Here is a 12,642-nt window from a genome sequence, read left to right as displayed (position 1 = left end):
AATATTTTCAGCACTGTTTGTAGCACAGCTTTTGCGAGCTGTCTTGTGTTGTCTCGCTTCAGCAAACGGGGGAATAGTCTGGATTGCTGTTTATCAGGTGAAAGCGTAATCTGGCGGCAAAACCGCCGCTTCAGGAGAAAGAATCATGCAGGCACGAGTGAAATGGGTGGAAGGTCTTACCTTTCTCGGAGAATCCTCATCCGGTCATCAGGTATTAATGGACGGTAATTCCGGTGATAAAGCGCCAAGTCCTATGGAGATGGTGCTCATGGCCGCCGGTGGTTGTAGCGCCATTGATGTGGTGTCGATTCTGCAAAAAGGGCGCAGCGATGTCGCCGATTGCGAAGTCAAACTGACGTCAGAACGCCGCGAAGAAGCTCCACGCATTTTTACCCATATCAACCTGCATTTTATCGTCAGCGGCAAAGCGTTGAGCGATAAAGCCGTAGCGCGCGCGGTTGATCTCTCTGCGGAAAAATACTGTTCTGTGGCGATTATGCTGGGCAAGGGCGTGGAAATCACCCACAGCTATGAAGTGATCGAGCTTTAATGCTTCCAGGTGCGCATCAATGCGCACCCTACGAAATCATCGCGTTTTTTGTAGAGTCGCCATTCATGGCGACCGGTTCCATACCGGCGAGTAACCCTCACTCAATCCGTTTTCCTTCAATTAGTCGCTGAACCAGCGGTAGCATTATCAGTTCCATCGCCAATCCCATTTTGCCGCCCGGCACCACCAGCGTATTAATGTGGGAAATAAACGATCCCTGAATCATCGCCAGCAAATAGGGGAAGGCGATACCTTCCAGCCCGCGGAAGTGAATCACTACGAAGCTTTCATCGAGTGATGGAATTTCACGTGCGGCAAACGGGTTTGAGGTGTCAACGGTTGGCACGCGCTGAAAGTTGATGTGCGTGCGTGAAAACTGTGGCGTGATGAAGTTGATGTAATCCTCCATCGAACGCACCACCGAATCCATCACCGCCTCACGTGAATGGCCGCGCTCGCCGGTGTCGCGCACCAGCTTCTGAATCCACTCAAGGTTAACAATCGGCACCACGCCCACCAGCAGATCAACATGCTCCGCCACATTCTGCTGCTGTGTGACCACGCCGCCGTGTAAGCCTTCATAGAACAGCACATCGGTGTTTTCCGGCAGCGGTTGCCACGGCGTGAAGGTGCCGGGCACCTGATTCCACGGCACGGCTTCATCGTAGGTGTGCAGATATTTCCGCGATTCGCCCAGGCCGGTTTGGCCATAATGCTTGAACGTTTGCTCCAGTAAGCCAAAGTCGTTGGCTTCCGGGCCGAAATAGCTGATGTGGCGGCCGAGATCGCGCGCTTTGCGGATCGCCATGTCCATTTCCGGACGCGTGAAGCGATGGAAACTGTCGCCCTCTAATTCCGCCGCATGCAGATTAAGCTGCTGGAAAATCTTGCGGAAGGCGAGGCTGGTGGTGGTGGTTCCGGCACCGCTGGAACCGGTGACGGCAATAATTGGATGCCTGGCTGACATAACAGAGCTCCCTGTGAGGTCCGGCGATGAGCATTGTTACCACGAATTGCGCTTGGGTGCATCAGCCGCGGAATTCACCCTTCGGCATGATATTGATGGATTCATGCAGTTCTGACCACACTAACACGACGTCGCCGCGCTCCAGCTGACGCCGCACATCGGCAACTTTTTGCAGCAAACTGCGCTCCTGCTCGCCGTAATCGGTGCCTTCGCGTAACACAAAGGTTTCAATCAGATTTTCCAGCGTGTCCGCTTCGAGTTCTTGCCAGGGAATAATCACAATTACACATCCAGATACGTTGAGAGCCAATCGGGTACGCGCTGTTCCAGCCACATTTTTGGTTTAAGCAAGCTGCCGCCGACGAAGCCAACGTGGCCACCGTGCTGCGTCAGCTGATACTGCGTGGAGGCTGACAGCTGTTCGGGGCGCGGGATCACGGCATCGGTCATAAAAGGATCGTCTTGCGCATGGATGATCAATAACGGTTTGCGCACGCCGGTCAGCAGCGGCATGGCGCTAGCACGTTGATAATAGTCGTTCGCGTCAATAAAACCGTGCGCACGTGCGGTTATCGCATCATCAAATTCGCGTAAGCGGCGAAAAGCGCGCAGTTGGCTGAGATCGACCGGCAACGTGCCGGGCCAGGCGTGTAATTTACGCGTGGCGTTCTTCTTCAGCCGCGTCAGCAAATAGTGCTGATAGAAACGCGAGAAGCCGACATCCAGTTTGGTGCTGCACGGCTCGAGCGCCAGCGGTGCTGAGATGGCGATGGCGGCATCAATGGGCGCATCGTTACCTTGCAATCCCAGCAGGCAGGCCAGCATGTTGCCGCCGAGCGAAACACCCACCGCAGCAGTCGGCACCGTGCCCCATTCACGCTGCAGCCAGTGCAGGAAAAAGGTGGCATCTTCGGTCTCACCGGAGTGATAGATGCGCTCCAGGCGGTTCGGTTCGCCGCTGCAGCCGCGGAAGTGCATCACTACCGCCAGCCAGCCACGTGCCTGACACGCCTGCATCAAGCCGTGCGCGTAGGGGCTGCGAAAGCTGCCTTCCAGGCCATGAAACATCACCATGCGCGGCTTGTGACGCGCCTGCGCCGGATCTTCGCTCCACGCTAAATCAACAAAATCGCCGTCCGGCAAGTCAAGACGCTGCCAGTGCGGACGTAAGCTGACCCGGCGGCGCAGAATGCGCGGCAGCAGCGTTTGCAGGTGCGCGTTAGTGAATCCGCGCAGTGGTTTAAAGCGCTCGCCGCTGGGGCGATCAAAATAGCTTGGGTAAAGGCTTGTCTGATGCATAAGTCGCTGATAGCTTCGATGGGTTGTTCGCTTTACTGGGTGAGGAGCACCCGAATATACATGGAACTGAGTCTTTTTTTATCAATGTTAGGTTTTCTTTGGGTCGCAGCCATCACGCCCGGGCCCAATAATATGTTACTTACCGCCTCTGGTGCTAATTTTGGCTTCCTGCGCACCATTCCGCTGCTCATTGGTATCATGATTGGTATGCAAGTCATGTTGCTGATGGTGGCATTTGGTATCGGCAGTCTTATCCTGCTTTATCCCTCACTACATCTGATCCTGAAGATTGCCGGTAGCCTCTATCTGCTGTGGCTGGCGTGGAAAATCGCTACCGCCGCGTATGAAAAGCTGGAAACCGACGATGTCACGGTGAAGCAGATGCCATTCTGGCAAGGCGGTTTGCTGCAGCTGATCAACCCGAAAGCCTGGCTAATGGCGCTCGGTGCTGTGGCCAGCTTCAGCCTGGCGGGCACGGAATATCTTCATTCGGTGGTGGCGATTAGTCTCGGCATGTTGATGGTGAACGTGGTTTCCGGCGTGATCTGGATGGGCTTTGGCTCAATGATTGGACGTTTGCTGCGCAGCCCACGCGCATGGAAAATCTTCAATCTGGCGATGGGCTTGCTTACTGCAGCCTGCGTGTTGCTGATCTGGCACTGAGTTAACTGGAAGCGCGCTCGACGCGCTTCCAGGGCAATACTTCATGCACCATCGCTGAGTTTGGCTGACGAATGCGCTGCAGCAGCAGTTGTACGCTACGCGCGCCCATGCGATTCATCGGCTGCTCAATGGTTGTCAGCGGTGGATTCAGGCTGCTGGTAAAGTTAATGCCATCAAATCCTACTACCGCTAAATCTTCCGGCACGCGCAAACCCGCTTCCAGCGCTGCGTGTATTACGCCCACTGCCAATACATCCGATACCGCAAACACCGCATCGGGCGGTTCTGATTGCGCCAGCAGTTCGCGCAACGCCGCGCTGCCGGCCTCGCAGGTAATATTCTCGGCGTACGCTACGCTGCCCCAGTTTAGTTCCAGCTGTTCCAGCGCATCGCGATAACCCTCTTCGCGCTGATGTGAATAGAGGTAGCGCATATCACAGTTGACCAGCGCAATGCGGCGACGGCCTTTGCCCGCCAGATAACGCACGGTTTCAAACGCCGCTTCTTTATTATCAATCGCCACGCTGGAGGCCTCGATTGACGGATCGTATTCGGCGCATTGCACCCAGGGCGCGTCGCCAATCAGCTCCTTCAATCCCTGCAAACAGCCGGCGGCATCCATGGTGATCACGCCATCCACGACTTTACCGGTGAGCAGCGCAATATAGGCCGCTTCGCGCCGCAGCTGTGATCCTGAGTTACACAGCAGAATGTGATAACCCTGCGCTTCAGCTTCTGCCTCAATGCCCTGAACCACGCGCGAGCAGAACGGATTGGTGATGTCAGGAATCAGCACCAGCAGCATATGGCTTTGAGCAGTACGTAACTGACGCGCCAGCAAATTGGGTTGATAGTCGCAGATGTCGATCGCCGCCAGCACTTTGGCACGCGTATCCGGACGCACGCCCGGATTGTGATTCAAAACCCGTGAAACTGTGGCTTTTGACACGCCAGCTAAATGCGCGACTTTCTCAATCGACATGGATTTGGGACCGTTAGTAGAGGGGTGAAAAATGAGAAGTCTATCAATATCACAGTCCTATTGTGAGCGCGTGACATATTTACCGATTTACCGGTTCTTTCCATTTGCACTTTTTGCATAGCCTTGCCCAATGTTGATCTAAGAACGGATCGTCATTAGGGATAATTTTTAATTCCTTTATGAAATTACTGCTGCTGGAGAAACTGCCACCACAAAAACACATTGGGGTGAACGATGATGGCAGTGAAAAAAACAATAACGGCGGTCGCAGCGGCTCTGGCCCTGATGGCGTTCCAGGCGCAGGCGGTCAACGTGACCGTGGCGTATCAAACCTCGGCTGAACCGGCCAAAGTGGCGCAGGCGGATAACACTTTCGCCAAAGAGAGCGGTGCCACCGTGGACTGGCGTAAATTCGATAGCGGTGCCAGCGTGCTGCGTGCACTGGCGTCGGGCGACGTCCAGATCGGTAATATCGGTTCCAGTCCGCTGGCCGTGGCCGCCACGCAAAAGCTGCCGATTGAAGCTTTCCTGCTCGCCTCACAGCTGGGCAACTCTGAAGCGCTGGTGGTGAAGAAAAACATCAAGGACCCTAAAGACCTGATCGGCAAGCGTATCGCCGTGCCGTTCATCTCTACCACCCATTACAGTTTCCTCGCGGCGCTGAAGCATTGGGGCATCAAACCTTCCCAGGTGACGCTAGTTAACCTGCAGCCACCGGCGATTATTGCTGCCTGGAAGCGTGGCGATATTGACGGCGCCTACGTGTGGTCTCCGGCAGTGAATGAGCTGGAGAAAGACGGCAACGTGCTGACCGACTCCTCGCAGGTGGGTAAATGGGGGGCGCCGACGCTGGATGTATGGGTAGTGCGTAAAGACTTCGCGCAGCAGCATCCGGAAATTGTCACCGCGTTTGCCCGCAGCGCCGTAGAAGCGCAGCAGGCTTATATCGCCAATCCTGATCAATGGCTGAAGCAGTCAGACAATCTGAGCAAGCTGGCGCGCCTGAGCGGTGTGCCGGAAGCGGATGTGCCAGTGTTGGTGAAAGGCAACACTTACCTGACGGCGCAACAGCAGGTCGAGCAGCTCGGCAAGCCGGTGAACAAAGCAATTGTTGATACCGCAAACTTCCTGAAAGAGCAGGGCAAAGTGCCGGAAGCGGACAACGATTACAGCAGCTTCGTCACCACGCGATTCGTTGCACCCTTAGCGAAATAACCGGAGGCCGTATGCTCAACATCACCAACCTCAATGCGCGTTACGCCGGTCAACCCGCGCTGCAGGACATTAACTTGCAGCTGGGCAGCCGCGATCTGCTGGTGGTGTTGGGGCCATCCGGCTGTGGCAAAACCACGCTGCTGAACTTAATCGCCGGCTTTCTGCCGCTGGAATCCGGCAGCATCACGCTGGATGGCAAAGCGGTGCAAGGGCCGGGCGCTGAGCGCGGCGTAGTATTTCAACATGAAGGATTGCTGCCGTGGCGCAACGTGATTGATAACGTTGCGTTCGGTTTGCAACTGGCGGGCATGGCGAAAGCGGAACGCCATACCATTGCACGTCGTTTAATCCGCAAAGTAGGACTGGAAGGTGCAGAGCAGCGTTTTATCTGGCAGCTCTCTGGGGGTCAACGTCAGCGCGTGGGCATAGCGCGTGCGCTGGCGGCTGATCCTCAGTTGCTGCTGTTAGATGAGCCGTTTGGCGCGCTGGATGCGTTTACCCGTGAACAGATGCAAACCCTGCTGTTGACGCTGTGGCGTGATACCGGCAAACAGATTCTGCTGATCACCCATGACATTGAAGAGGCGGTGTTCCTCGCCAGCGAACTGGTGCTGCTATCGCCGGGGCCGGGCCGCGTAGTCGAACGCCTAAAGCTCGATTTTGGTCAGCGCTATGCCGCCGGAGAACCGTGCCGCAGTATAAAATCCGATCCGGAGTTTATCGAACGGCGTGAATATGTTCTGAATCAGGTCTTTTCCCAGCGTGAGGCATTTATATGAGTGCGGTAATTGATGAGAAAACCCAAACGCGTCGTCGTGGACTGCGCTGGCCGTTCTCCCGCCAGTTCTCACTCAGCTTGCTGAGCGTTGGCTTACTGCTGCTGTTGTGGTGGAGTATCACGGCGCTAGGCTTAATTGCGCCGCTGTTTTTACCGCCGCCGCAGGTGGTACTGCAAAAGCTGATCTTGATCGCCAGCCCGCAAGGCTTTATGGATGCCACTTTATGGCAGCACTTAGCTGCCAGCCTGGCGCGTATGCTGGTCGCGCTATTCTTTGCTGCGCTGATTGGCATTCCGGTTGGCATTGCGATGGGCTTAAGCCCGGCGATTCGCGGCCTGCTTGATCCCCTCATTGAACTCTACCGCCCGGTGCCACCGCTGGCCTATTTACCGTTGATGGTGATTTGGTTTGGCATCGGCGAAACCTCAAAAATTTTACTGATTTATCTGGCGATTTTCGCACCGGTGACCTTATCGACGCTGGCTGGCGTGAAGAATGCGCAGCAGGTGCGGATTCGTGCCGCGCAGGCGTTAGGCGCCTCGCGCTGGCAGCTACTGCGCTTTGTGATTTTGCCTGGCGCGCTGCCGGAAATTCTCACCGGCTTGCGTATTGGTCTGGGTGTCGGTTGGTCAACGCTGGTGGCAGCGGAACTGATTGCCGCTACGCGTGGACTGGGCTTTATGGTGCAGTCGGCCGGTGAGTTTCTTGCCACCGACGTCGTGCTGGCCGGGATCGCCGTCATTGCCCTGATTGCCTTTAGCTTAGAACTGGGTCTGCGCGCCTTGCAGCGCCGACTGACGCCCTGGAATGGAGAACAGCAATGAACGAACGTCTTACTTTTACCGCTCTGGGCCCGAATATCGGGGCGCAGGTCAGCGATGTCGATCTCAGCCGTCCGCTGAGCGATGCACAGTTTGAACAGCTCTATCATGGCCTGCTGCGCCATCAGGTGCTTTTCCTGCGTAATCAGGTGATTACCCCGGAGCAGCAGCGTGCACTGGCGATTCGCTTTGGCGATCTGCATATTCACCCGGTCTATCCGCATGCGGAAGGTGTGGAGGAGATCATCGTGCTGGATACGCATCAGGACAATCCGCCGGACAACGACAACTGGCACACCGACGTCACCTTTATTGAAACACCGCCGGCGATTGCCATTCTGGCTTCGAAGCTGCTGCCAGCAAGCGGCGGTGATACTTTGTGGTCAAGCGGAATTGCGGCGTATGAGGCGCTGTCCGCGCCGTTTAAACAGCTGTTGAACGGGCTGCAGGCGGAGCACGACTTTAAGAAGTCGTTCCAGGAGTACAAATACCGCAAAACTGAGGAAGAGCATCAGCGCTGGCAGCAGGCGGTTGCGAAGAATCCGCCGGTGCAGCATCCGGTGATTCGTACGCATCCGGTCAGTGGACGCAAGGCGTTGTTTGTGAACGAAGGTTTTACCACGCGCTTGCTGGGACTGAGCGAGAAAGAGAGCGATGCGATTCTTAACTTCCTGTTCTGGCACACCGCGAAGCCGGAGTTTCAGGTGCGCTGGCGCTGGCAGGAGAATGATGTGGCGATCTGGGATAACCGCGTAACGCAGCACTATGCGAATGCAGATTATTATCCGGCGCGGCGGGTGATGCATCGCGCGACGGTGTTGGGGGATAAGCCGGTTTGATTTGGAATAGTGCTCGCATTCCCCCTCCACGGTCCTCCCCCATAAATGGGGGAGGAAGATGCTGCCACATGTCAGTGTTGAAGGTGCATGTGGCAGCGTCTCCTTCCCTCGCTTGCGGGGGAAGGCCGGGATGGGGGACAGCGCGCACACTCAACCCGCCAGCATCTGCTCCAGCTGTTCCTGCGCATCCAGCCACGCCATTTCGACCTCTTCCAGCGCGGCCTTACTCTCCGCCTGACGCTGCAATGCCACATTCAAATCGGCTTTGCGGCTCTGATCGTAAATCGCGCTGTCGGCCAATTGCGCTTCAGCATCGCTCAACTGGCTCTGCCACTTCGCCATCTGCTTCTCAAGCTTCTCGATCTCTTTACGCAGCGGCTGGGTTTGCGCACGCAGTTCGGCGTCGCGGCGCTTCTGATCTTTGCGCGACTGCGCGCTGTTGCCGTTATCCTGCTTCGGCGCGGCATCCTGTTGGGCTTGCTGCTTCTGTAGATCGCTCAGCCACTGCTGGTAATCCTCCAGATCGCCCTCAAACACATCGACCTTGCCGTCATGCACCAGATAGAGATCGTCGGTGGTGGCGCGCAATAAATGGCGATCGTGCGAGACCACCACCAGCGCGCCTTCGAAATCTATCAACGCTTCGGTCAGCGCCTGACGCATATCGAGATCGAGATGGTTAGTCGGTTCATCAAGCAGCAGCAGGTTGGGGCGCTGCCAGACAATCAGGGCCAGCACCAGCCGCGCTTTCTCACCACCGGAAAAACGTTCAGTGATTTCGCTAACTTTATCGCCCTGGAAGCCGAAGCCACCCAGATAGTCGCGCAGCTGCTGTTCGAGCACTTTTGGCGCAATGCGTGACAAATGCTGCAGTGGCGATTCATCAGCGCGCAGGTACTCCAGCTGATGCTGAGCGAAGTAACCGAGTTTAATGCCTTTCGCCAGGCCGACTTTGCCATCCAGCGCTTCAAGCTCACCGGCTAACAGTTTAATCAGCGTAGATTTACCCGCGCCGTTACGGCCGAGCAAACCGATGCGCGAACCCGGCACCAGATTGAGTTTGATGGCGTCGAGAATGATGCGTTCGCCATAACCCGCAGTAACCCTTTCCATTTTCAGCAACGGATTGGGCAAGCTTTCCGGCGCGCGGAAGCTAAAGCTGAACGGATTATCGACGTGTGCGGGCGCAATCAGCTCCATGCGCTCCAGCATTTTAATGCGGCTCTGCGCCTGCTTAGCTTTGGTCGCCTGAGCGCGGAAGCGATCGATATACTTCTGCAGATGTGCGACTTTTTCTTGCTGGCTCTGGAACAGCGCTTGCTGCTGCGCCAGCTTGGCGCCGCGCTGACGTTCGAACGAGCTGTAGTTGCCGGTGTATTCGAACATCGTCTGTTGTTCGATGTGGATGATCTTATCGACCACCGGATCGAGGAAGTCGCGGTCGTGCGAAATCAGCACCAGCGTGCCTTCGTAGCTTTTCAGCCAGCGCTCCAGCCAGATTACCGCGTCAAGATCGAGGTGGTTGGTGGGTTCATCCAGCAGCAATAGATCGGAACGGCACACCAGCGCCTGGGCAAGGTTGAGGCGCATGCGCCAGCCACCGGAAAAATCACTTACCGGCCGCATTAATTGTTCCTGGCTAAAGCCCAAACCGTGCAACAAACTGGAGGCGCGAGCGGGTATGCTCCACGCCTGAATCGCATCCAGCCTGCCGTGCAGCAGCGCGATGGCGTTGCCATCGTTGCGCGCATTGGCGTCGGCTAATTCAGATTCAAGCTGACGATATTCGCGGTCGCCGTCGATAACATACTCCAGCGCGGGTTTACTCAGCGCCGGGGTTTCCTGATTGACCCATGCCAGCGCCCAGTTACTGGGGAAAGTGGCATTGCCTGCATCGCTGCTGATTTCGCCCTTCAGCAATGACAGCAGCGTCGATTTACCGCAGCCGTTTTTACCCACTAAGCCAACTTTCTGGCCGGGGTTAATGGTAGCCGTTGCGTTATCCAGCAGCACGTTGGTGCCGCGGCGAATTTGTAATGCTGAAAAGACAATCATAAGCGTCGTATCGTCAGAATATGTTAATTTATCGGCAACATAATTCGAGAATGATTTGTTGCGTCGAGCATGGTAGCGGAATTCCTGTGCCGTGACGACGCTTTGGAGGGGAACGATGTCGCAGCCACCTAAAATATTGCTGCTTTACGCCCATCCGGAATCACAGGATTCGATTGCTAATCGGGTTTTGCTGCAGTCGGCTATGGAACTTGACCACGTCACGGTGCACGATTTATACGCCCACTATCCGGATTTTTTTATTGATATTCACTATGAGCAGCAGCTGCTGCGCGAGCACCAAATCATCGTATTCCAACATCCGCTTTATACCTACAGTTGCCCGGCGCTCCTGAAAGAGTGGCTGGATCGCGTGCTGTCGCGCGGTTTTGCCAGCGGTCCTGATGGTAATGCGCTGGAAGGCAAATACTGGCGCAGCGTGGTGACCACCGGTGAGCCGGAAGCGGCTTATCACCATAGCGGCCTGAATCGCTATCCGATGAGTGACATCATGCGGCCGTTTGAGCTAACGGCGCAGATGTGCCGCATGCACTGGATGACGCCGATGGTGATTCACTGGGCGCGTCGGCAGACGCCGGAAGTGATGCGCAATTTTGCGCGGGCGTACGGCGACTGGCTGGCTTCACCGCTGCCGCAAGGAGGGGTGTGATGGAGGGGGAAACGTTACTGACGGCCGGCGTCATTTATCTGGTCGCGGCGGTGCTAATTGTGCCGATTGCGGCGCGCCTGGGCATTGGCGCGGTGCTGGGCTACTTGCTGGCGGGTATTGCGATTGGCCCGTGGGGTTTGGGTTTCATCAGCGACGTTGAGGAGATTCTGCACTTCTCTGAACTTGGCGTGGTGTTCCTGATGTTTATCATCGGCCTGGAACTTAACCCGTCGAAACTCTGGTCGCTGCGCCGTTCAATATTTGGTGTGGGCGCGGCCCAGGTGCTGATTTCCGCGGCGATTCTGGGCGGATTACTGTGGCTAACCGACTTTAGCTGGCAGGCAGCGGTGATTGGCGGGATTGGCCTGGCGATGTCGTCGACGGCGATGGCGCTGCAGCTGATGCGTGATAAAGGCATGAACCGCAGTGAATCTGGCCAGCTCGGCTTCTCGGTGCTGTTATTCCAGGATTTAGCGGTGATTCCCGCGTTGGCGCTGGTGCCACTGCTGGCGGGCGGCGACAGCGGTCACGTTGACTGGTTGAAAATTGGCATGAAAGTGCTGGCGTTTGCCGGGATGCTGGTGGGTGGGCGCTATCTGCTGCGTCCCATTCTGCGCTTTATCGCCGCATCTGGCGTGCGTGAGGTGTTTACTGCGGCGTCGCTGCTGCTGGTGCTGGGTTCGGCACTGTTTATGGACGCGCTGGGCCTGTCGATGGCGCTGGGTACCTTTATCGCCGGTATTCTGCTGGCGGAAAGTGAGTATCGCCACGAGCTGGAAGTGGCCATCGAACCGTTTAAAGGGTTGCTGCTTGGGCTGTTCTTTATCTCGGTGGGTATGGCGCTGAATCTCGGCGTACTTTACACCCACATTGTTGAAATTTTGCTGGGCGTGGTGATTCTGGTCACGGTGAAAACGCTGGTGCTGTATGTGCTGGGTCGTATTTACGGCCTGCGCAGTTCAGAGCGCCAGCAGTTTGCCGGGGTGTTAAGCCAGGGCGGGGAATTTGCCTTTGTGCTGTTCTCTGCGGCGTCATCGGCGAAAATGTTTAGCGGTGACCAAATGCCGCTGTTGCTGGTGACGGTAACACTGTCGATGATGACCACGCCGCTGCTGATGAACGGTATCGACCGTTTACTGGCGCGTCGCTTTAATGAGCCCGATGAGAATGCCGAGAAGCATTTTGTTGAGGACGATCGGCCGCAGGTAATTGTGGTGGGCTTTGGTCGTTTTGGTCAGGTGGTCGGTCGTTTGCTGATGGCGAACAACAAGCGCATTACGGTGCTGGAGCGCGATATCTCTGCGGTGAGCCTGATGCGTAAATATGGCTACAAGGTTTACTATGGTGATGCCACCGAACTGGAGCTGCTGCGAGCGGCGGGTGCGGAGAATGCGCAATCCATCGTGATCACCTGTAATGACCCGGAAGATTCGATGACCATCGTACATCTGTGTCAGCAGCACTTCCCGCAGCTGGAAATCCTGGCGCGTGCCCGAGGCCGTGTTGAAGCACACGAACTGTTGCAGGCAGGCGTTACGCTATTCTCACGTGAGACCTTCTCCAGTGCGCTGGAGTTGGGCCGCAAGGCGCTCATTACGCTGGGGATGCATCCGCACCAGGCGCAGCGTGCGCAGCAACACTTCCGCCGTCTGGATATGCGCATGCTGCGCGAACTGGTGCCGAGCCATGATGACAACGCGCAGGCTTCGCGTGTGCGTGAGGCGCGCCGTGAGCTGGAGGATATCTTCCAGCGCGAGATGCAGCACGAAAAACGCCAGATTGACGGCTGGGATGACGAGTAGGGC

At 56.4% G+C, this 12,642-nt stretch carries 13 protein-coding genes; 8 read left to right on the top strand and 5 right to left on the bottom strand.

Annotated elements, in window-relative coordinates:
• The first annotated feature begins 145 nt into the window (after positions 1-145).
• Positions 146-550 (top strand): OsmC family protein, encoded by a 405-nt coding sequence (locus WH298_RS07975; RefSeq protein ID WP_049851954.1) that lies wholly within the window; start codon positions 146-148, stop codon positions 548-550.
• Positions 551-647: 97 nt separating this feature from the next.
• On the opposite strand, the gene WH298_RS07970 is transcribed toward WH298_RS07975, so the two are convergent.
• The 3 genes from WH298_RS07970 to WH298_RS07960 form a co-directional block, all read right to left on the bottom strand.
• A complete protein-coding gene (locus WH298_RS07970) occupies positions 648-1,517 on the bottom strand; it encodes a phosphoribulokinase (protein ID WP_008101816.1) in 870 nt (289 codons plus the stop codon).
• A 61-nt stretch (positions 1,518-1,578) separates the two neighbouring features.
• Positions 1,579-1,797: a YheU family protein gene (locus tag WH298_RS07965; protein WP_007892223.1), complete on the bottom strand. Its 219-nt coding sequence runs from the start codon at positions 1,795-1,797 to the stop codon at positions 1,579-1,581.
• A 2-nt stretch (positions 1,798-1,799) separates the two neighbouring features.
• Entirely contained in the window at positions 1,800-2,816 is a 1,017-nt protein-coding gene (locus WH298_RS07960; RefSeq protein WP_180822606.1) for a hydrolase, read from the bottom strand.
• A gap of 60 nt (positions 2,817-2,876) precedes the next feature.
• Between WH298_RS07960 and WH298_RS07955 the strand changes: the two genes are divergently transcribed.
• Entirely contained in the window at positions 2,877-3,479 is a 603-nt protein-coding gene (locus WH298_RS07955; RefSeq protein WP_049851956.1) for a LysE family translocator, read from the top strand.
• A gap of 1 nt (position 3,480) precedes the next feature.
• Here WH298_RS07955 and WH298_RS07950 read toward each other — a convergent pair whose 3' ends face one another.
• The gene (locus WH298_RS07950; RefSeq protein ID WP_180822605.1) at positions 3,481-4,461 is read right to left on the bottom strand and encodes a LacI family DNA-binding transcriptional regulator; all 981 of its coding nucleotides are present in this window, start codon (positions 4,459-4,461) and stop codon (positions 3,481-3,483) included.
• 234 nt (positions 4,462-4,695) lie between these two features.
• Between WH298_RS07950 and tauA the strand changes: the two genes are divergently transcribed.
• From tauA to tauD, 4 genes are read left to right on the top strand one after another with little or no spacing between them, the layout of a single operon-like run.
• Positions 4,696-5,676, top strand: coding sequence for a taurine ABC transporter substrate-binding protein (gene tauA / locus WH298_RS07945; RefSeq protein WP_422616026.1), 981 nt, complete (start codon positions 4,696-4,698; stop codon positions 5,674-5,676).
• Positions 5,677-5,687: 11 nt separating this feature from the next.
• Positions 5,688-6,455 carry a taurine ABC transporter ATP-binding subunit gene (gene tauB, locus WH298_RS07940; protein WP_180822603.1) on the top strand — a complete coding sequence of 256 codons (768 nt, stop codon included), beginning with the start codon at positions 5,688-5,690 and terminating at the stop codon, positions 6,453-6,455.
• Entirely contained in the window at positions 6,452-7,279 is an 828-nt protein-coding gene (gene tauC / locus WH298_RS07935; RefSeq protein ID WP_180822602.1) for a taurine ABC transporter permease TauC, read from the top strand. The genes tauB and tauC overlap by 4 nt, the downstream gene beginning before the upstream one ends.
• Entirely contained in the window at positions 7,276-8,115 is an 840-nt protein-coding gene (gene tauD / locus WH298_RS07930) for a taurine dioxygenase (protein ID WP_049851960.1), read from the top strand. The genes tauC and tauD overlap by 4 nt, the downstream gene beginning before the upstream one ends.
• 150 nt (positions 8,116-8,265) lie before the next feature.
• Here tauD and WH298_RS07925 read toward each other — a convergent pair whose 3' ends face one another.
• Entirely contained in the window at positions 8,266-10,170 is a 1,905-nt protein-coding gene (locus tag WH298_RS07925) for an ABC transporter ATP-binding protein (RefSeq protein ID WP_180822601.1), read from the bottom strand.
• Between the two features lie 115 nt (positions 10,171-10,285).
• Between WH298_RS07925 and kefG the strand changes: the two genes are divergently transcribed.
• The gene (kefG, locus tag WH298_RS07920; RefSeq protein WP_007892205.1) at positions 10,286-10,837 is read left to right on the top strand and encodes a glutathione-regulated potassium-efflux system ancillary protein KefG; all 552 of its coding nucleotides are present in this window, start codon (positions 10,286-10,288) and stop codon (positions 10,835-10,837) included.
• Positions 10,837-12,639 (top strand): glutathione-regulated potassium-efflux system protein KefB, encoded by a 1,803-nt coding sequence (gene kefB / locus WH298_RS07915; RefSeq protein WP_007892204.1) that lies wholly within the window; start codon positions 10,837-10,839, stop codon positions 12,637-12,639. The genes kefG and kefB overlap by 1 nt, the downstream gene beginning before the upstream one ends.
• Positions 12,640-12,642: the final 3 nt, after the last annotated feature.

Origin of the sequence: Pantoea nemavictus (genome assembly GCF_037479095.1) — a bacterium.
GTDB lineage: Bacteria > Pseudomonadota > Gammaproteobacteria > Enterobacterales > Enterobacteriaceae > Pantoea > Pantoea nemavictus.
The sequence above is the reverse complement of the archived record's forward strand: the minus strand, read 5'-3'. Positions and strand labels throughout refer to the sequence as shown.